General features: G+C 58.4%; 16 protein-coding genes. 6 read left to right on the forward strand and 10 right to left on the reverse strand.

The genetic code is table 11. The annotated features are described in order from the left end of the window. The first annotated feature begins 628 nt into the window (after window positions 1-628). Window positions 629-2,494: a hemolysin Ahh1 gene (gene ahh1 / locus GWQ27_RS15510; RefSeq protein ID WP_275907724.1), complete on the forward strand. Its 1,866-nt coding sequence runs from the start codon at window positions 629-631 to the stop codon at window positions 2,492-2,494. Between the two features lie 70 nt (window positions 2,495-2,564). Here ahh1 and GWQ27_RS15515 read toward each other — a convergent pair whose 3' ends face one another. Then, window positions 2,565-3,473 (reverse strand): hydrogen peroxide-inducible genes activator, encoded by a 909-nt coding sequence (locus GWQ27_RS15515; protein ID WP_005313062.1) that lies wholly within the window; start codon window positions 3,471-3,473, stop codon window positions 2,565-2,567. Between the two features lie 146 nt (window positions 3,474-3,619). On the opposite strand from GWQ27_RS15515, the gene GWQ27_RS15520 reads away from it, so the two are divergent. After that, complete coding sequence (locus tag GWQ27_RS15520) at window positions 3,620-4,222, forward strand: peroxiredoxin C (protein WP_005313082.1); 603 nt, start codon at window positions 3,620-3,622, stop codon at window positions 4,220-4,222. A gap of 145 nt (window positions 4,223-4,367) precedes the next feature. On the opposite strand, the gene GWQ27_RS15525 is transcribed toward GWQ27_RS15520, so the two are convergent. The 6 genes from GWQ27_RS15525 to GWQ27_RS15550 all read right to left on the reverse strand — a co-directional run bounded on the left by GWQ27_RS15525 (window position 4,368) and on the right by GWQ27_RS15550 (window position 10,569). After that, entirely contained in the window at window positions 4,368-5,333 is a 966-nt protein-coding gene (locus GWQ27_RS15525; RefSeq protein WP_275907725.1) for an alpha-L-glutamate ligase-like protein, read from the reverse strand. A gap of 3 nt (window positions 5,334-5,336) precedes the next feature. Then, complete coding sequence (locus GWQ27_RS15530) at window positions 5,337-6,875, reverse strand: inactive transglutaminase family protein (RefSeq protein WP_059112566.1); 1,539 nt, start codon at window positions 6,873-6,875, stop codon at window positions 5,337-5,339. Window positions 6,876-6,878: 3 nt separating this feature from the next. Beyond that, the gene (locus tag GWQ27_RS15535) at window positions 6,879-7,637 is read right to left on the reverse strand and encodes an ATP-dependent zinc protease (protein WP_021137920.1); all 759 of its coding nucleotides are present in this window, start codon (window positions 7,635-7,637) and stop codon (window positions 6,879-6,881) included. Window positions 7,638-7,719: 82 nt separating this feature from the next. Then, window positions 7,720-8,697 carry a tRNA 5-methoxyuridine(34)/uridine 5-oxyacetic acid(34) synthase CmoB gene (gene cmoB / locus GWQ27_RS15540; protein WP_275907726.1) on the reverse strand — a complete coding sequence of 326 codons (978 nt, stop codon included), beginning with the start codon at window positions 8,695-8,697 and terminating at the stop codon, window positions 7,720-7,722. Between the two features lie 3 nt (window positions 8,698-8,700). Beyond that, window positions 8,701-9,444 (reverse strand): carboxy-S-adenosyl-L-methionine synthase CmoA, encoded by a 744-nt coding sequence (gene cmoA / locus GWQ27_RS15545; RefSeq protein WP_059112564.1) that lies wholly within the window; start codon window positions 9,442-9,444, stop codon window positions 8,701-8,703. Between the two features lie 276 nt (window positions 9,445-9,720). Beyond that, window positions 9,721-10,569 (reverse strand): DUF72 domain-containing protein, encoded by an 849-nt coding sequence (locus tag GWQ27_RS15550; RefSeq protein WP_275907727.1) that lies wholly within the window; start codon window positions 10,567-10,569, stop codon window positions 9,721-9,723. A gap of 431 nt (window positions 10,570-11,000) precedes the next feature. Here GWQ27_RS15550 and aspS point away from each other — a divergent pair, with 431 nt between their 5' ends. The 3 genes from aspS (at window position 11,001) to GWQ27_RS15565 (ending at window position 15,553) form a co-directional block, all read left to right on the forward strand. Beyond that, window positions 11,001-12,767, forward strand: coding sequence for an aspartate--tRNA ligase (gene aspS / locus GWQ27_RS15555; protein WP_275907728.1), 1,767 nt, complete (start codon window positions 11,001-11,003; stop codon window positions 12,765-12,767). A 92-nt stretch (window positions 12,768-12,859) separates the two neighbouring features. After that, on the forward strand, window positions 12,860-13,600 hold the full coding sequence (locus tag GWQ27_RS15560) for a YebC/PmpR family DNA-binding transcriptional regulator (RefSeq protein ID WP_005313105.1): 741 nt from the start codon (window positions 12,860-12,862) through the stop codon (window positions 13,598-13,600). A gap of 327 nt (window positions 13,601-13,927) precedes the next feature. Continuing rightward, on the forward strand, window positions 13,928-15,553 hold the full coding sequence (locus tag GWQ27_RS15565; RefSeq protein ID WP_275907729.1) for a phosphoethanolamine--lipid A transferase: 1,626 nt from the start codon (window positions 13,928-13,930) through the stop codon (window positions 15,551-15,553). Between the two features lie 69 nt (window positions 15,554-15,622). Here the strand turns inward: GWQ27_RS15565 and GWQ27_RS15570 are convergent, their stop codons facing one another. The 3 genes from GWQ27_RS15570 to nagB are packed head-to-tail and all read right to left on the reverse strand — an operon-like array spanning window position 15,623 to window position 18,797. Next, entirely contained in the window at window positions 15,623-16,837 is a 1,215-nt protein-coding gene (locus GWQ27_RS15570) for an ROK family protein (RefSeq protein ID WP_005309674.1), read from the reverse strand. A 4-nt stretch (window positions 16,838-16,841) separates the two neighbouring features. Next, a complete protein-coding gene (nagA, locus tag GWQ27_RS15575) occupies window positions 16,842-17,987 on the reverse strand; it encodes an N-acetylglucosamine-6-phosphate deacetylase (RefSeq protein ID WP_275907730.1) in 1,146 nt (381 codons plus the stop codon). 9 nt (window positions 17,988-17,996) lie between these two features. Further along, window positions 17,997-18,797, reverse strand: coding sequence for a glucosamine-6-phosphate deaminase (gene nagB, locus GWQ27_RS15580; RefSeq protein WP_021137914.1), 801 nt, complete (start codon window positions 18,795-18,797; stop codon window positions 17,997-17,999). Between the two features lie 273 nt (window positions 18,798-19,070). Here nagB and nagE point away from each other — a divergent pair, with 273 nt between their 5' ends. Next, window positions 19,071-20,546: an N-acetylglucosamine-specific PTS transporter subunit IIBC gene (gene nagE / locus GWQ27_RS15585; RefSeq protein ID WP_058395030.1), complete on the forward strand. Its 1,476-nt coding sequence runs from the start codon at window positions 19,071-19,073 to the stop codon at window positions 20,544-20,546. The last annotated feature ends 30 nt before the right edge of the window (window positions 20,547-20,576 follow it).

Raw genomic sequence — 20,576 nt, forward strand, 5'->3', positions numbered from 1 at the left:
ATCTGTGTCACGTTCTGATTTCAGGTTAATTCGTTATGATGCTCCTGCGTAATATGTATAGTCATGCTGATTACCTGAATGAGGAAATGACAATATCAAGCTGGATATATAGGGGATTATTTTGTAACAGGCTGTAAATAATATTAACCCCTGGCTTGCATTGATTAATTATGGCGCCAGAGGAATAATTCCACCAGCAAAGAGGAGGGCAGCATCATGATCGCAAGCCCATAGCAGTCAGTGTTTCCTCGCACCCTGTCGCCCGTGCAATCCGAGTTACAGGCAGGGCAGACACGATAGACATATGAGTCAGGCCAGTATGTCATATCCGTGATGGCGAGATTAATGACAGATGTCACCCGCATCACAAATGGGGCGCACACCAGAGCGCGACAACCGTGTAATAGCATCGGCGAACGCCGAGTCGTCCACCCTGGACTGCATTGCGGTCCTTGCTCTGCCATATGAAATATCACCCATCAATCCGTTGTTAATTCACAGCGAAAAAAATGGAAGATACAGCTTGGCTGGCAAAGAGAATAACGCCTCCATATAACCATTGATAACAGGGTTATGCTATTTCACTGCATGGGGAAATAGTCTGGCGGGATTCGATCAGGAGATAACAATGAAAAACAATAAACCACGCAAATTAGTCACTCATATTCCCGCCCTCAGTCTGCTCGCGCTGGCCTTGCTGGCTGGCAGCGTTCATGCCGAAGACATAGGTGAACGCACCGATCAGGGCACCGCCATGCTGGCCAGCCTGCAATCGGAGCAGGGACTCGTCTACCTCAACGCCAGCAGCTGGCTGGATGAACAACAGGCCGCCAAGACGTTGACCCGTGACCAGTTGCGCGAGCGTGTGCTGGGGCAGGGGGAGCGTATCTTCATCGATTTCAGCGGCATCACTGACAAGGCCGAACGGCAACAGGCCAGAAAAGCCATGGAGCAGCTGGCAGGCATCTCGTTTGATGCCAATTGGGTGCTGGTCTCCGCCTACAAGGGGGAGCTGCTGTTTACCCCGCTGGGGGGCGCGGATGATCCTGCCTTCTATCAGGTGATGGAGCGAATCGACACCCTGGCAGGGCAGGGCAAACGCCACAAACGCTCCCTGACGCAAACCGCCACGGCGGAAGCGGGCCTGCCTCACGTGGCTTTTTATCTCAACGTCAATCGCAAGATCAGCGATGGCGAGTGTACCTTCCCGCGCTCACGCACCTGGGATCGGGGGGATCGCCTCTTTTGTGACTCGCCAAACATCTCGCTGGTCTATCGGGTGAATCTGGAGCGCTCCCTGCAATTTGGCAACACGGGGTCAGCTACGCCGGATGCCAAGATAGTGCGGATCTCGCTGGATGACGAGTCGGCAGGTGCCGGTATTCAGCTCAACGAGGACCTCACCTGGAGCGAGAACATCGCAGATTATCTGCTGCTCGATGGCTGGGCGCGGGACTATGCCACCGATGCCATCGCCCAGGATTATCGCTTCACCATAGACGCTTCCAACACCAAGGCGGCTGTGCTCAAGAGTCTGCCGACCAACCTCAACAGCAAGTATGAGCATCGCGAGATCTCGGGTTTCGAGGTAGGGGTGACCGGCGGGGTTGAAGTGAACAAGGATGGGCCCAAGGCCAAGCTGGAGGCGTCAGCCAAGTTCAGCCAGCAGCGTCAGCTTGCCTACAACACCCAGGATTATCGGGTCGAACGCTCGGCGCCGAGCGCCCAGAAGGTGAGTTTCAGCTGGGTGCGGGATCAATACGCGACGGCAGAGTCACTGCTCTCCTCCAAGACCGCCACCGTCTGGGGCATGGGGTACGATGTGGATCACAATCGCATCCAGCCGCTGAGTTACAAGGGCTTCGTGCCGAATCTGGATGTCATCTACAAGGCGGCGCCCGACGAGACGGGCAGTACCGAGTTCAAGATCGACTCTTCGGTCAACATCCGCCCCATCTACACCGGCATCTACAAGCACTACTACGTGGTGGGAGGGCATGTCTCCTTCCAGGGATTCGAGGATGTCGACAAGCGCAGACGGGTGACCGCCTCAACCAGCTTCAAGGTGGATTGGAACCATCCGGTATTCACCGGCGGACGCCCGGTCAACCTGCAGCTGGGGGGCTTTGACAACCGCTGCCTGAGCGCCGGCGCCGGGCATGGCCTGAGCGCCGTGACCTGTGACGAGACTTCGGCAGCCCAGTCCTTTATCTATGACCAGTACGGCCGTTATGTCAGTGCGCTGGATACCCGTCGCTGCCTGGATGGCAACAACCTCGGCCAGTTGCAGAGCTGCAGCCTGAGTTTGGGCCAGCGCTGGGAGTGGAAGGCGGACAGCGATGCGCTGAGCAACCTGAGTGCTCATCAGCTGCTCGGCCACAACAAGCAGACCGGTGAGCTGGCGCTCTATGACGAGAACGGCAATCCGGCGGATGTGAGCGTACGGACCCTGACCTCCTATACCCGCATCTTCGGGCCACCGGCCGGCAACTGATCTGCCTATGTGTCTGAACCAATGAAAACGCCGGCAAGCTGCCGGCGTTTTTTGTGGGTCAGAACGTGACTCAGGTCTTGGGCTCGATGAGCGGAGTGAGCAGCTCGGCCAGCTTGTAGAAGGTCTGTACCCGGGTGGTGCTGGGGCGCCACACCAGGCCTATCTCGCGATACGGCTTTTCACCCGGCAGGGGAATGGCCACCAGGTCGGTGTTGTCGAGAATGCCGGAATCTATTGCCATCTGGGGCAGGAAGGTGGTGCCAAGCCCGGCACCGACCATCTGTACCAGGGTGTGCAGGCTGGTGGCGGCAAAGGGGTTTATCTTGCTCTTGTCCCGCAGCCGACAGGCGCTGACCGCATGTTCGGTGAGGCAGTGCTCCCGTTCCAGCAGGAAGATGCTCTGGTTGGGCAGCTCCTTGTAGTCGAACGGCGTATGCAGACCGGCCGCCATGCTGGCGGGCATCACCATGTGGAAGGGATCCTGGCCAACCATCTTGCAGTGGAAGCCGCCGATCTCCACCGGCAATGCCAGGATCAGCAAATCGAGCTGACCCTGTTCCAGCTGCTTGAGCAGGTTGGTGGTGGTGTCTTCACGCAGCAACAATTCCAGTTCAGGATAAGCCTTGCCGCACTCCTGCAGCAGCTTGCTGAGCAGGAAGGGGGCTATGGTGGGGATGCAGCCGAGCCGGACTGTACCGTGCATGACGCCGCCCTGGTGCTGCCCCAGCTCCATCAGATCTCGCGCGTCCGAGAGCAAATTGCGAGCTCGCTCGACGATTTCCATGCCGACCGGGGTCATAATGAAGCTCTTGTGGTCCCGCTCCACCAGTTGCAGGTTCATCATGTCTTCCAGCGTCTGGATCCCGGTACTCAGGGTGGACTGGCTGACATGACAGGCCTTGGCGGCGCGATTGAAGTTCTTGTGCTCGTCGAGAGCGACCAGATATTGCAGCTGTTTCAGGCTGGGCCAACGTTGCATAGGAAAACCCGATGAATGCTATCTATTTAATTTGATTTAACTAATCTACCACTGGGTATAGGGTTTGTCGCTTGAATTAGACGGACTTGGCTCTAGGTAGCCCAATCCTGACAGGATTGTTCACTTCACATAATGAGGAATTGAATATGGTATTGGTAGGCCGTCCCGCACCTGATTTCACCGCTGCTGCCGTTCTGGGCAATGGCCAGATTGTTGACTCCTTCAACCTGGCGTCCCACATCAAAGGCAAAGCAGCTGTCCTGTTCTTCTATCCCCTCGATTTCACCTTCGTTTGTCCGTCCGAGCTGATTGCCTTCGATCACCGCTATGAAGAGTTCCAGAAGCGTGGTGTGGAAGTGATCGGTGTTTCCATCGATTCCCAGTTCTCCCACAACGCCTGGCGTAACACCAAGGTGGAAGATGGCGGTATCGGTCAGGTGAAATACCCGCTGATCGCCGACGTGAAGCACGAAATCTGCAAAGCCTATGACGTCGAGCACCCGGAAGCCGGTGTGGCCTTCCGTGGCTCCTTCCTGATCGACAGCCACGGCATGGTGCGTCATCAGGTGGTCAACGATCTGCCCCTTGGCCGCAACATCGACGAGATGCTGCGCATGGTCGATGCCCTGCAATTCCACGAAGAGCATGGCGAAGTGTGCCCGGCCCAGTGGGAGAAGGGTAAAAAAGGCATGACAGCTTCTGCTGATGGCGTTGCCAAGTACCTGTCCGAGAACGCTGCCTCCCTGTAATGGGGTCTGCGTACCGGATACCGAAAAACCGATGCCAAGGCATCGGTTTTTTTCTGCCTGCCGCCAGCCAAATCATGTAAAAGGCCGAATGCCAGCCATAAAAAAGCGCGCCTCGGGGCGCGCTTTTGCTATCCGGGTGGTGGGGCTACTCGTCGAAGATACCGAAGTGATCCTTGGCGAAGCTGACCCGCTGCTCCACGTTCATCTTGACCTGACCCAGCTTCTCGATGGTCTTGAGATTGGGCACCAGGCCGCGACCGTTGGCGATCTGGATGGCAAGGCCGGGACGGGCGTTGAGCTCCAGCAGCATGGGGCCGCGGAACTTGTCCAGCACCATGTCTGTGCCTATGTAACCCAGACCCGACATCTCATAGCAGGAGGCTGCCAGCGTCAGCAAGGTATCCCAGTGAGGCACCTTGAGATCGTACAGATCGAGGCCGGTATCCGGGTGATGACGCAGCGGATTGCCAAACTGTACCGCCCGCAGCGCCCGGCCGGTGCGCAGGCACAGGCCCACCCCCACGGCGCCCTGGTGCAGGTTTGCCTTGCCGTCGGAGGCGGCGGTGGAGAGACGCATCATGGCCATCACCGGAAAGCCCTTGAAGATGATCACCCGTGCATCGGGCACCCCTTCGAACGAGTAACCGTCGAACACATCATCAAAGTTGATGAGGCCTTCAACGAGCGCTATGTCGGGCTTGCCGCCGAGGGAATAGAGCCCCGCCAGAATGTTGGAGACATGGCGCTCCAGATCCTGACCGGTAGACGCGCTGCCATTCGGTTTGAAGAAGAGACCCTCTTCCTGACGGAGGATCACCAGGATCCCCTTGCCGCCGGAGCCACGGGCCGGCTTGATACAAAAGCCAGGCCAATCTTTTACCAGTTCGGTAATGCGGCCAACGTCATGCTGCTCGCGGATGGTGCCGATAAGCTCGGGCACTGTCACACCTGCATCCAGCGCGATGCGCTTGGTCTGCAGCTTGTCATCCACCAGCGGGTAGAGGCGACGCGGGTTGTAGCGGCTGATGTAGGAGTGGTTGCGCTTGTTCATGCCGAGGATGCCTGCCTGAGACAGGCTCCACGGGCTGGTGTATTTTTCCCAGAACCACATCTGTTACTTGTCCTTACCCGGGGTGGCGCCAGACTTGATCTCGTTCACCAGCGGCTTGAAACGCTTGAGCTCGCTCAGCTTGTAGCCGGTGTAGTTGCCCAGCAGCAGCACGGTCGCCATCAGCACCAGCTGCAGGCCGAGGAAGTTGAAGGTCAGATGACGGATCAGCTCGTTATCCATGGCTAGGTAGGCGATGACCGCCACCAGCAGGGATCCACCGCCCTGACGCACCACCTCTTTCGGACCCTCTTCTTCCCACAGAATGGACATCCGCTCTATGGTCCAGGAGAGGATGATCATCGGGAAGAAGGTGATCTTCATGCCGTCGGTCAGCCCCAGCTTGAAAGCGAAGGCGGAGAAGATACCGATCATCGAGATCACCATTATGATGATCGCCGATATTCGGGCGACCAGCAGCAGGTTGAGCCGCGACAGATAGGAGCGGATGACCAGACCCGTGCCGACGATCAGCAGGAAGCCGACCAGGCCGGTAACCAGCGAGGTCTGGATGAAGGCGACCGCGATCAGCACAGGCATGAAGGTGCCCGAGGTCTTGATACCGACGATAACCCGCAGGAACACCACCATCAGCACGCCGATGGGGATCAGCAGCAAGCCTTTGAACAGCGCCTGCTCTTCCAGCGGCAGACTGTGGATGGAGAAGTTCTGCATCTCGGACTTTTCGAACTTCTGCGCCAGCGCCACGTTGACCGGTTGTTCCTGCTCGATCATCGAGAAGGTGACCCTGGAGTTGTGGCCGCCGGTCACGTCCAGCAGGGCGCCTGAGTTATATTCCCACAGCAGCAGGTTGGCAGGGCGACCCTGTTCACCGGTTTGCGGGTTGAACAGCTTGTAGTCGGTCGGACTGTTGAATACCTGCAGGTAATCCACCAGCTCCTGGCGACGACGGCCGTCTTCCAGACTCAGGGCATGGACCACCCGCGCCGGGACGTCAGCGTTGCTCAGCAGCTCTGCAATCAGGCTGGCACGGCTCTTGTGAGATTTCAGCAGCTCGGCGTTCTGCTCCTGTTTCTCTATTTCCTTGATGATCTCGCGGGTCAGGGTGTAACCGTCGGCAGAGCGTTCCTGGGCCCGTTCGGAGATCTGCTTCATGGCAGTGGCGTAAGGCTCGCTCTCTATCTGCTTCTCGATGACGGGAGGCTTTGCCAGGGCAGCTGGCTTGGCATGGTCGTCAGCCATCATGTCGACGCGGTAGTAGAGCTCCTGGCGGCCTGAGGCGGAACGGATCGACCACTCGGCGCGGGCATCCCCGTCTTTCTCGACAAATGACAGGCCGTAGCCCGGGCTTGCGGCGTTCTCGTTCATCAGGGTGAAACCGGGCTGGGTGCCCGGAATGGCCAGGGAGGCGATCACCGGCTCACCGGTGGCTTCAAATTCGAGCTTGGCCTCGATGGACCAGATCTGGCGTTTCTCACCCGGCGTCAGCGGTACATCCAACGCTATGTGGTGATAAAACGTCATCCCCAGGCCGACAATGAACAGCAGGGCGACCAGCAAATAGAACGGCTTACGGGAAACCATGGATTATTTCACATCCTTGAGCGTGGGTTTTGGTTGGATATATTCGCGGGCCACATCAACCACAGCGATGTCTTTCAAAAATTCACGACCCAGCAGCACGGGGAAGGTCATGTCGCTGCGATCTTTGAGGGTAAATTCAGCCTTTTCGGTCATGTCACCGATCCGCACCGCCAGACGCACCACGGGACGACGGTCGAGATCGTCGGCAGAGGCCTGGCGCACACGTACGTGGCGTACCAGCGGCGCTTCGATCTGGATCTTGTCGTCCATCTCCTGGTGGCTCAGGAAGAAGCGCACCCAGTTTTTGCCGTTGCGCTCGAAGATGGTGATGTCCTGGGCGCTGATGGAAGAGGTGGTCGCGCCGGTATCGACCCGCGCCTGGAAGGCGTCATTGGCGGCATCAACCCAGATCCACTCGGCTTCACCCACCAGCAATTTGCCGTCGACTGTGTGGCCCTGGCTCGGGGCCTGGCACTTCTCGGTCGGGATCGCCATGGGTTTGGGTGGCTCGGGAGCCAGGTTTTCGAGCTTGCTGTCGACTTTTTTCACGGACTCTTTCATGTTGTTGACATCGGTGTTGAGCTGAACCAGCAGGTGCTGTTGCTGCACATACTGCTTCTGTTGCTGTTCCATGGATGTTTGCAGGCGTTGCTCGCTCAAGCTTATCTCGCCGCGAAGCTCTGCCAGCGTCAAGGTTGGTACCGGAGGCGCTTTATCCACACTGACACACCCGCCGAGACTGAGCAGGGAGAGCAGGGTCATTCCTTTTAATTTGCTTTTCATGTCATTCATTTAACTGTGCTTCCTGGAATTGGGTCAGTGTAACTTCCGCTGGCGCCATCGGCTAGTCTTTGGCCTTTCTGGCAATCAGTACGGCACGTTTCGGCGCCGGGTGTCCTTCTACCGTGAGCGCGGGATCCGCAGGATCCAGATAGTCGCTCAGGGATTCATTGATCATCCAGTCGGTACGACGCTGTTCGTCGGTGCTGGTCATATTCTCGTCTACTATCCGCACGTCGGTGAAGCCGCAGCGCTCGACCCACAGCTTGAGGGCGCTGCTTGAAGGAATAAACCAGACGTTGCGCATCTTGCCGTAACGGTCGGTGGGCATCAGCACGTCGTTGACCCCGCCGTCAATCACTAGCGTCTCCAGCACCAGCTCGCCATCATCTTTCAATTGATTGCGCAGCTGCTCGATATGTTCGATGGGGGATTTGCGGTGATAGAGCACCCCCATGGAGAAGACGGTGTCAAAGGCGCGCAGGTCAGGCAGCTCCTGAATGCCCAGCGGCAACAGGTGAGCGCGCTGATCGCCGCCGGTGAAGTGACGAATGGCCTCGAACTGGCACAAAAACAGCGGGCTCGGGTCTATGCCGACGGCCAGTTTGGCCCCTTCGCCGACCATGCGCCAGAGGTGATAGCCGCTGCCGCAGCCCACATCCAGCACATAGCGGCCAGCCAGCGGGCTGATGTGGGGCAATACCCGATCCCACTTCCAGTCGGAGCGCCACTCGGTATCGATGTGGATGCCGTGGACCCTGAAGGGCCCCTTGCGCCAGGGCATGAATTGGCGCAGCAGACTCTCGACTTTTTTGCGCTCCCCTTCACTCAAGCTCTGGCTATTGCCTATCTCGACGCCCCGTTGCAGCTCGATATGGCCGGGCGCTGTGGTGGGCAGCTTGTTGAGGGCGCGATTCCAGCGCGGCAGGTCCCCGTGCAGGTTGTCGTGCTGCCAGGCATGCAGCTGAGCGGGCAGGGTATGCAACCAGTGGCTCAGCCGGTTCTTGGCGATCAGTTGATAAAAATTGGCAAAGTCGATCATGGCTTAGTTGGCGTCGCTGGATTTGATGGCAATCATGGAACCGAAGTTGAAGCACTGGAACCAGAGATCCTGATGAACGAAGCCGGCGCTTTGCAGGCGGGATCTGTGGGTCTCCAGGCTGTCGGTACGCATCACGTTCTCGAGGGCGTTGCGTTTCTGGCTGATCTCCAGCTCGCTGTAGCCATTGGCGCGTTTGAAGTCCAGGTGCAGCTCGATGAGCAGATCGTTGACCGGTTCATCCTCGAAGCGGAACTTCTCGCTCAGGATCAGAATGCCGCCCGGACGCAGACCATCAAAAATGCGCTGGATAAGGGCCATCCGCTTTTCGGGGTCTACGAACTGCAGGGTGAAGTTGAGCACCACCACAGAGGCGTTTTCGATCGCTATGTCGCAGATGTCCGCCTCGACCAGCTCCACCGGCACCTCGGATTTGAAACCCGAAAGGTGGGCACGGGCGCGTTCTATCATGGGGTGAGAGAGATCCACCGCCGTGATGTGGCAACCCGGTTGAGTCAGGTGGCGACGCATGGCCTGGGTGGCTGCGCCGAGGGAGCAGCCAAGATCGTACAGACGGCTCTGTGGCTGGGCATAACGGGCAGCCATCATGCCGATGGCGGAGATGATGTTGCTGTAGCCCGGTACAGACCGCTGGATCATGTCGGGGAAGACGTCGACGACTTGTTCGTCAAAGCAAAAGTCCCCCAATCGGGCGATAGGGGCAGCAAAAATTTGGTCTTTGGTATGCATGCTTGCGCAACCTGACAGCCGGGGTGTAATCCGGCTGTATTGTTCAATTGAGTCGTTGGGTGATACCCATCAGAGTAGATATATCACCTGTTTACGAACGGGGTGACTGGCCTTGAGTTCCTTCGGGCCGTCCCAGTTCGTATGGGCCATGTTCCGGACCCTTGCTTGGGGCGCTAGTGTAGAGGATTGATGGGCATTTGTCTTGACGCCGAGCCCTGTCCGGCCACAAAAAAGTGGCTTTTTTTGCGCCTGATGAATGGCTGGTGCAGTGGCTGGCTAAAAGCGCAGCACGCCCTGGCGCGCGCGATCGTTTTCCCCCGGCCAGGGGGCCATCTCCTGTCCCAACAGGTATGTTATCTGACGGGCCAGTTCGGGTGACTGGGTATTGTCAGCAGTATGTATAAAGAGGTAGAGATCCTTTCCCTCCGCCAGCCACTGACGCCAGTGGGGCAACCAGCTTGGCAGGAAGGGGTGATTGGCGGCCGGTTCCGGCAGACCGATGAGCCGCACCACGGGGGCGCTGGCGGTGGCCAGCAGGTGCACCGGCAGTCTGGGCTTCTTGCCCTGTGCATCTATCATGGCTGCCGTGGTGGCTGGCACAGAAAACAATGGCCGACTGTCGAGCATGATGCGGTTGATGCCTTTTTCCATCAGCATGCGGTTGAGGCTGCGCTCTGCTTCCCCTTTGCCGAAGAAATCGGGATGACGTACCTCAAGGGCATAGCGAAACTGTGTCGGCAGCCGGTTAAAGAATTCAGCGAGGCGGGGAAGGCCGCTCGGGCCGAAGCGCGCGGGCAGTTGCAGCTTGAGCAGTCCCAGCTTGTCGTGCAGCGGGGTGAGCAGGCGAATGAAGTCGGTCACCTGCTTGTCTACGCTCACCAGATCGCTCTGGTGACTGATTTCTTTCGGAAACTTAAAGCTGAAACGAAAGTGGGCAGGCACCGCATCGGCCCAGCGCTGCACTGTGTCAGGGGTGGGCGAGGCGTAAAAGGTGGTGTTGCCTTCCACTGTGTTGAACACCCGGGCGTAGTGGGCGAGATGTTCGGCGGGTTTGGCGCCCACACCCAATAATTGACCGGGCCAGGCCGGGTGCGACCATTGTGGCAGGCCCAAAAAGAGGCTCATGGCGGATCCTGTCTGCGGGTTTATCTCGGTTTATGCCCATTTTTTGCCTTGAGACGCAAAAAACAGGGCAAAGGAGGCTGCTGGCCATTTTACCCAAATGGGGGTTTTCCTCTATAATGCCAGCCCTTTTGTTTGCCAATTTGTTGTGACTCGCCCCGCTGTGCGCATATTGTGGCGACGGTAGCGGCCATGAATTGGCCAAACAACGATGCTTTCCGATGCCCTCTGACCGACTGCCCGGCCGCTTGCCAGCCGCCTCTGGTCGAGCCGATATCGGTGGCAGGTGTCCGATCCAGGGGGTCGGACGGTACGAGACAGATTTCAAACCGGGCAAGAACAAGACTCTGGCCAGCTGTGAGACGGACTGTGCTGCCAGTCGTGCCCGGCGGCTCAGGTTAACCGTCTCTCTACAATTTCGAAGGAAGAAGTCCATGCGCTCTATCTATTGCGGACAGGTCAATGAGGCCCATGCCGGGCAGACCATTACATTGTGCGGTTGGGTCCATCGTCGTCGCGACCTCGGCGGTCTGATCTTTATCGACATGCGTGACCGGGAAGGGATCGTGCAGGTGTTCTTCGATCCGGACAAGCCGGACGCCTTCGCCCTGGCCTCCGAATTGCGCGGCGAGTTCTGCATTCAGGTTTCAGGTGTGGTACGTACCCGTCCTGACTCCCAGCGCAACAGTGACATGGCCACAGGTGCCATCGAAGTGTTCGCCCATGAGCTCACCATCATCAACCGCGCCGAGCCGCTGCCGCTGGACTTCAACCAGGTCAACAGCGAAGAGCAGCGTCTCAAGTTCCGCTACCTGGACCTGCGTCGCCCCGAGATGGCCAAGTACCTGAAGACCCGTGCCAAGGCCAGTGCCTTCGTACGTCGCTTCATGGACGAGCACGGCTTCCTCGACATCGAAACCCCCATGCTGACCAAGGCCACCCCGGAAGGTGCCCGTGACTATCTGGTGCCGAGCCGGGTGCACAAGGGCAAGTTCTACGCCCTGCCGCAGTCCCCGCAGCTGTTCAAGCAGTTGCTGATGATGTCCGGCTTCGATCGCTACTACCAGATCGTCAAGTGCTTCCGTGACGAAGACCTGCGTGCCGACCGCCAGCCGGAATTCACCCAGATAGACGTGGAGACCTCCTTCATGACGGCGCCGCAAGTGCGCGAGCTGATGGAAGAGATGATCCGCAACCTGTGGCAACACGTGCTGGCCGTGGATCTGGGCGACTTCCCTGTCATGACCTTTGACGAGGCCATGCGCCGCTTCGGCTCCGACAAGCCGGACCTGCGTCTGCCGATGGAGCTGGTCGATGTGGCAGATCTGCTGACCGCCGTCGAGTTTGCCGTGTTTGCCGGCCCCGCCAACGATCCGAAAGGCCGCGTGGCTGCCCTGAAAGTACCGGGCGGCGCCGAGCTGTCCCGCAAGCAGATCGACGAGTACACCAAGTTTGTCGGCATCTACGGTGCCAAGGGCCTGGCCTGGATGAAGGTCAACAACGCCGCCAACGGCCTCGAAGGGGTTCAGTCTCCGGTTGCCAAGTTCCTCTCCGATGAGATAGTGCGCGAGATCCTGGCCCGTACCGGCGCCGCCGACGGCGACATCATCTTCTTCGGCGCCGACAGCAAGAAAGTGGTGGCCGATGCCATCGGTGCCCTACGTCTGAAAGTGGGCCGCGATCTGGGTCTGATGGAAAACAGCTGGAAGCCGCTGTGGGTCATCGACTTCCCCATGTTCGAGGAAGACAGCGAAGGCGGCCTGGCGGCCATGCACCATCCCTTCACCGCGCCGAGCAACCTGGGCCCGAGCGAGCTGAAAGCCAACCCGCTCAGCGCCTATGCCAACGCCTACGACATGGTCATCAACGGCTACGAAGTGGGTGGCGGTTCTGTGCGTATCCACAACAGCGAGATGCAGGCCACCGTATTCGACATCCTCGGCATCACACCTGCCGAGCAGCGTCTGAAGTTCGGCTTCCTGCTGGATGCGCTGAAGTACGGTACCCCGCCGCACGCCGGTCTGGCCTTCGGTCTGGATCGTCTGAGCATGCTGCTGACCGGTACCGACAACATCCGGGACGTGATTGCCTTCCCGAAAACCACGGCGGCCGCCTGTCTGATGACAGACGCCCCCAGCTTTGCCAACCAGGCGCAGATGAGCGAACTGGCGATTGCGACGACCGTCAAGGGTGATGAATAAGCCGGCATCCGGCACAGTCCCGGCCGCGCCCGGCGCGGCCTACCCGGTCACTTTGTGTTATTGAAATCTAAAAAATATAACGGAGAGTCTCTATGGCAGGTCACAGTAAATGGGCCAACATCAAACACCGCAAGGCAGCTCAGGATGCCAAGCGCGGCAAGATCTTCACCAAGCTGATCCGTGAAATCACCACCTCGGCCCGTATCGGTGATCCGGATCCTGCCAACAACCCGCGCCTGCGTGCGGCTGTGACGGCAGCCCTGACCAGCAACATGACCCGCGAAACCATCAACCGCGCCATCGCGCGTGGGGCCGGTGGTGGCGACGGCGAGCAGCTCGAGACCATCGTCTACGAAGGTTACGGCCCGGCAGGCTCCGCCGTCATGGTGGAGTGTCTGACCGATAACCGCAACCGTACCGTGGCGGAAGTGCGTCATGCCTTCAGCAAGAGCGGCGGCAACTTGGGCACCGATGGCTCGGTTGCCTACCTGTTCAGCAAGAAAGGGCTGCTGACCTTCGTCGGTGTCGATGAAGATGCCCTGATGGATGCGGCACTGGAAGCGGGCGCCGATGACGTTGTGACCGAGGAAGATGGTTCCATCGAGGTGTACACCACCCCGAACGACTTCGGTACCGTGCTGGATGCGCTGGAAGCCGCCGGCTTCAAGGCCCAGAACGCCGAAGTGACCATGATCCCTTCCACCGAAGCCGAGCTGGATGCGGAAACCGCCCCCAAGCTGATGCGTCTCATCGACATGCTGGAAGATCTGGACGACGTGCAGGAGGTGTACCACAACGGCTCCATCTCTGACGAAGTCGCTGCTACCCTCTGATCGCCAGAGTGCACACGCGAGGAGATGGCATCACAACGGCGCCATCTTCCTCCGACGAAGTCGCCGCTACCCTCTGATCGTATGCTGAGCACATATTAAAAACGGCAGCCTTCAGGCTGCCGTTTTTGTCTCTTGTTCTCTTCCCGCCAAGGTACTTGCTCCCCTTAACTCTCCCTTAAGTTTGGCTTTTTAAGCTGCCTGCAGTATCCGGGCCCCCAGCCCATTATCGCTATCGCCTTCAAACAGCGTCGCGCGGTAAGCGAGATGCCAACAACGGGAGTGCCCATGCCGGGCCCCCAGTCCTGCCTGATTTGTCGGAGTATCGTTATGCGCATCACCCTGGGCGTGATGAAGGTGAATCTGTTGCTGGTGCTGCTGTTTGCACTGGTGTTCAACTGGCCCATCTTCCTGCACTTTTACACCATTCTCACTCAGCTGGATCACGTCAAGGTGGGCTTTGTCCTCTCTATCCCCCTGGTGTTGCTGGCCGCACTCAATGCGGTGTTTCTGCCCTTTACCTTCCGCTATCTGCTCAAGCCCTTCTTCGTGCTGCTGATCCTGCTGGGCTCTGTGGTCAGCTACGCCATGCTCAAATATGGCGTCATCTTCGACAGGGACATGGTACAGAATATGGTTGCGACCAATACGGGGGAGGTGAGCGCCTACCTCAATGGCTCGGTCGCGCTCTGGTTTCTGCTGACCGGTGTGCTGCCGGCGCTGGCCTTGTTGTGGGTGAAGATTGAATATCCCAGCCCCTGGTATAGAGGCCTTGGCCTGCGACTTGGTTCCATCGCCCTGTCACTGCTGTTTCTGATGGGTGTGGCTACGCTCTATTATCAGGATTACGCCTCGGTCGGGCGCAACAACAAGTCTCTTGGCAAGGAGATAGTGCCAGCCAACTATGTACACGGCTTCTATCGCTATGCCAGAGATATACTGTTTGCCACCCCCATTCCTTATCAGCCGCTGGGGACGGACGCCAGGGTGGTGGGGCAGGGGAACAAGCCGACCCTGATGTTCCTGGTGGTGGGGGAGACGGCGCGTAGCCAGAATTACTCCCTCAACGGCTATCGCAAGCAGACCAACAGTTTCACCGAGCAGGAAGCGGGAGTCATCTCCTTCAAGGACGTGCGCTCCTGCGGTACGGCTACGGCTGTCTCCGTGCCCTGCATGTTCTCCAATCTCACCCGGCGCGGGTATGACGACACCCTGGCCCAGTCTCGGGACGGCATGCTGGATGTGCTGCAACACGCAGGTGTCTCTGTGCTCTGGAAGGAGAACGATGGCGGCTGCAAGGGGGTGTGCAAGAATGTGCCCACCATAGATATCGAGGCCAAGGCCTTCCCGCAGTATTGCCAGCAGGGTTCATGCTACGACGAGGTGATGCTGGAAGGGCTGGATCGACAGATTGCCGACATGAAGGGCAAGCAGGGCAACAAGCTGGTGGCTTTTCATCTGATGGGCAGCCATGGTCCGACCTACTATCGCCGTTATCCTGCGTCCGAGCGTTTCTTCGTGCCGGACTGCCCGCGCAGTGACATCGAGAATTGCAGCAACGAAGAGCTGGTCAATACCTATGACAACACCATTCGCTATACCGACAAGGTGGTGGCGCAACTGATAGAGAAGCTCAAGTCACTGCAAACGGATTACAACGTGGGGTTGGTCTATCTCTCCGACCATGGCGAATCCCTCGGTGCCATGGGGCTCTATCTGCACGGCACTCCCTACCAGTTTGCGCCGGATGATCAGACCCGGGTGCCGCTGCTGACCTGGTTCTCTCCGCAGTTGCAGGCGGATCGCCAGCTGAACATGGGGTGTCTGCAACAGGAGGCGAGCAGCAAGCGCTTCTCCCATGACAACTTGTTCCACTCTATGCTGGGGATCATGGATGTGCAGACCAGCGTCTATGACGGTGCCTTGGACTTGTTCAAGCCGTGTAGGGCGGGATAAACCGGCGAAAAGCGCACAATAAAAAACGGCAGCCAGTGGCTGCCGTTTTTGTTTCGCAAGGCCAGTGCTTTACTTCTGCTCCATGATGATCTGCAACAGATCACCCTCCAGCAGGGCCCGTTTCACCAGGGCGAAGCCGCCTATGGTGGGCTGGTTCTGGAAGCGGGCCTTCACGATGGGCAGGCCACGGTGGAAGCTCGGCAGTGACTGGTGTTCGACACAACGGCGAATGGCCGGGAAGAGGATCTCTTCGGCGGCGGTGATTTCGCCTGCGATCAGCACCTTCTGCGGGTTGAACAGGTTGACCGTGATGGCCACCGCCCGTCCCAGGTGCTCACCCACGTTCTCGATCACGCTGCGTGCCAGCTCATCCCCGGCCATAGCCGCCTTGCACACCTCCTGTATGGTGATGTGCTTCTCCTGCAGCGAGCTCAGGTGGCCGCGACTGATCAGCTCTTTTACCTTGTCGACAATGGCCTCGTTGGAGGCGATGGTCTCCAGGCAGCCAAAGTTGCCGCAGTGGCAGCGCTTGCCCAGCGGTTCGACCTGGATGTGGCCGATTTCGCCGACGTTGCGGTTCTGACCGAGGAACACCTTGCCCTTGGTGATGATGCCGGAGCCGGCACCCTGGTGCACACTCACCAGAATGGAGTCCATGCAGTCGCGGGACTCGCCGAAGAAGTGTTCGGCCAATGCCAGCGAGCGGGTGTCGTTGCCCACGTAGCAGGGGAGGTTGAAGTGGTTTTCCAGCAGCTTGGCCAGGGCCAGATTGCGGATCTGGTACTTGGGGGTATAGATGACCATACCCGATTCCGGATTGACCAGGCCCGGCATGGTCAGCGCTATGCTGATCAGGTTGCGGTTGCGCTCCTGCTGGGAGTCCATGAAGGCACCAATTTCCCGCAGCAGCATGTCGACCACAGGCTGTTGATCGATCTCGGTCACCTGGGTGACGTGCTGATCGAGCTCCTTGCCATCGAGATCGTACAGGCTCAACTGCAGATAGCCGCGGCCGAGCTTGGCGGACACAAACTGAAAGCGATGCTTGATGGTGGTCAGGGAGATGGCGCGCCGCCCGCCGGTAGAGGCTTGCGGTGAGGTCTCCTTGATCAGGCCATGCTCGATCAGTTGCCGGGTTATTTTGGTCACGCTGGCCGGGGCCAGCTGACTCAACTCGGCAATTTTGACCCGCGAGATGGGGCCTTGCAGGTCGATGAGCCGATATACGGCCGCACTGTTGACCTGCTTGATAAGATCTACGTTTGCTATTTGTCCGCCAGTCATAGTGTCACTGTGTTGTGTAGTGTCCGTTAACCACGGTCCCGCAGACCGTGAAGGTCTGATCAAAGACAGTCAGGTTGGCTATTTTTCCGACCTGGATACTACCGAGACGTGAGTCCCATCCAATGGCGCGAGCGGGATAAAGAGTGGCCATTCTCAGTGCTTCATCAAGCGGTAATCCGACCTGTTTGACCAGATTCTCCACCCCCTCAATCATGGTGAGGGCAGAGCCGCCGAGTGTACCATTCTCATCGACGCACTGACCATCGCGGAAATAGACGGTTGCGCCACAAAAATCAAACTTCTCAAAGCCTTCCGGCGCACCGGCGGGGGCGGTCGCGTCGGTGACCAGCACCAGTCTCTCCCCCAGCATCTTGTGGGCCAGTCGTACGTTGGCCCAGTGCACATGGTGTCCATCGACGATGACGCCGGCATAGACATCCTTGCGATCATAGATGGCACCCACCACACCCGGCTCGCGGCCGTTCACGGTCGGGGTCATGGCGTTGTAGAGGTGGGTAGCAAAACGGATGCCATCATCAAAGCCGGCCATGGCCTGATCGTAGTTGGCGGCGGTATGGCCGGCGGAGACCAGTATTCCTGCCTCCACCAGCTGACGAATGTGCTCGGGCTTGTTGCGCTCCGGTGCCAGGGTGATCTTGGCGATGGCATTGCTGTTGGCGCAGAAGAAGTCGATCATCTCGTCGGCGGGCTGGCGGATCTGGGCGGCCGGGTGTATGCCTTTGCGCTTGAGGTTGGTGTAGGGGCCTTCCAGATGCACGCCCAGTACTTCATTCGGGTGCGCGGCCATGTAGTCGCGGGTCACGGCGACGGCCCGCTTCATGTCCGCATCCGGGCTGGTGATCAGGGTCGGCAGGAAGCTGGTGGTACCGGATTTGAGGTTGGCGGCCTGCATGATCGCCAGTGTCTCTGTGGAGATGTCGGTGTTGAACATGACGCCGCCACAGCCGTTGAGCTGCACGTCGATAAAGCCGGCGCAGAGGTTGGCGCCATGCAGATCATGTCGCTCTATACCGGCAGGCAGCTCGGCCTGATGCTGGATGGCGGCAATCTTGTTGCCCTCGATCACGACCCCGTAACCGGTCAGCACACAGCTGCCGGTGTAGAGGGTGCAATTGGTCAATGCGTACATGGTGGCTCCTTACAGACGGCCGATGTTGGCGGCTTCGAGCTGCTGGAAGTAACGCACCGTCTTGACCTTGAGCTCCATGGTGGAGGGCTCGTCGCACACCATCATTCCCTTCGGATGCAGTTGCAGGGTGGAGATGGTCCACATGTGGTTGACGCTGCCTTCCACTGCTGCTTGCAGGGCCTGGGCCTTGCCGTGGCCAGTGACCAGGATCATGATCTCTTCGGCGTCCATCAGGGTGCCGACACCCACTGTCAGCGCCAGCTTGGGCACCTGCTCCATGTCACCGCCGAAGAAGCGGGAGTTGGCGATACGGGTGTCCTCGGTCAGGGTCTTGACCCGGGTGCGAGAGGAGAGGGAGGAGGCCGGTTCGTTGAAGGCGATGTGACCGTCATTGCCGACGCCACCCATGAAGAGGTTGATCTTGCCATAGGACTTGATCTTGTCCTCATAGCGCTTGCATTCGGCCACCAGATCCTCGGCGTTGCCGTTGAGGATGTTGATGTTTTCCGGGCGGATGTCGATGTGACAGAAGAAGTTGTTGTGCATGAAGCTGTGGTAGCTCTCGGGGTGATCTTCCGGCAGGCCGACATATTCGTCCATGTTGAAGGTGACCACGTGCTCGAAGCTCACTTCGCCGGCTTTATGCAGCTCGATCAGGCGCTTGTAGGTGTTGAGCGGGGTGCCGCCGGTGGGCAGGCCCAGTACGAAGGGGCGATCGGCCGTGGGTTTGAACCCATTGATACGGTCAACGATGTAACGGGCAGACCACAGACCCACTTGGCTGGCAGATTTCAACGGGATCAGGCGCATTGTAGATACCTCTGTACGGGTTGCTGCCGGGGTGTCGGCGGCAAATAGGCTAAGACGGATTCAAGTTGTTTTATAGCGTAAATAAAGATTGCGAACTAAGCCACATGTATCCGCTACCTTTATCTCGTTTGGGTGATAATGATCACGATTACAGGTTTATTAATTTGCGCAGCGAAATAAAAGCCCTAGACTGCCAATCAAGCCTTGATGGCTTATGCGTCAAACGTGATAAGCACTTAATTTCTAGAAAAACATTAACTAAGGAGAGGAACCGTGAACATTCTCGGTTATTTGCAAAAGATCGGCCGTGCCCTGATGGTGCCGGTAGCGGTATTGCCTGCCGCCGCGATCCTGATGGGGGTTGGCTACTGGATTGACCCTAACGGTTGGGGTGGTGACAGCGCGCTGGCTGCCTTCCTGATCAAGGCCGGTGCTGCCATCATTGACAACATGTCAGTGCTGTTTGCTGTCGGTGTTGCCTACGGCATGTCCAAGGACAAAGACGGCTCTGCCGCACTGGCCGGTCTGGTCGGTTTCCTGGTCGTGACCACACTGTTGAGCCCGGGTGCCGTTGCCCAGATCAAGAGTATCGCGATTGAAGATGTACCCGCGGCTTTTGGCAAGATCAACAACCAGTTTATCGGCATCTTGACCGGTGTGATTGCCGCCGAGCTCTATAACCGTTTCAGCAGTGTCGAACTGCACAAGGCGCTGGCTTTCTTCTCCGGCCGTCGTCTGGTGCCGATCGTGACCTCAGTGGTGATGATCATCGTCTCCTTCATCCTGATGGCCGTTTGGCCTGTCATTTACGGTGGTCTGGTGGGCTTTGGTGAATCCATCGTCAGCCTGGGCTCTACCGGTGCCGGCATCTACGCCTTCTTCAACCGTCTGCTGATCCCAATTGGTCTGCACCACGCCCTGAACTCAGTGTTCTGGTTCAACGTGGCCGGTATCAACGACATCCCGAACTTCCTGGGTGGTCAGGGTACCATTGATGCCGCACTGGCTGCCGGTAAGAGCCTGGATCAGGTGAAAGGCGTTGTCGGTATGTATCAGGCTGGCTTCTTCCCCATCATGATGTTCGGTCTGCCGGGCGCAGCCTTGGCCATCTATCACTCTGCCAAGAAAGAGAACAAGGACAAGGTTGCATCCATCATGATCGCCGCCGCCTTCGCTTCTTTCTTCACCGGTGTGACCGAGCCGCTCGAGTTCTCCTTCATGTTCGTGGCACCGGTACTCTATGTCATCCATGCCCTGCTGACCGGTATCTCTGTGTTCATCGCCGCCAGCATGCAGTGGATGGCTGGTTTCGGTTTTAGTGCTGGTCTGGTGGATATGGTGCTCTCCAGCCGCAACCCGCTGGCGACCCAGTGGTACATGTTGCTGGTACAGGGTCTGGTGTTCTTCGGTCTCTACTACCTGGTATTCCGTGCCGTCATCGTCAAGTTCAACCTGAAAACTCCGGGTCGTGAAGATGATGAAGCCGTACCGGCACAGGCTCAGACCACTGACCGCACCGAACTGGCTCGCCAGTATCTGGAAGTGCTGGGTGGCCAAGACAACCTGGTTACCATCGATGCCTGCATCACCCGTCTGCGTCTGACCCTGAAAGACCGCAGCATAGTGGATGAGCGCAAGCTGAAAGCTCTGGGAGCGGCCGGTGTGGTCAAGCTCGGTGAACAGAACCTGCAGGTGATTCTGGGCCCCTTGGCCGAGATCATTGCCGGTGAGATGAAGGCCCTGCGTTAATCGGGCGCCAAGCTCGCCTCAAGTCTAAGT

Origin of the sequence: Aeromonas sp. 5HA1 (assembly GCF_029237245.1) — a bacterium.
Taxonomy (GTDB): domain Bacteria; phylum Pseudomonadota; class Gammaproteobacteria; order Enterobacterales; family Aeromonadaceae; genus Aeromonas; species Aeromonas salmonicida.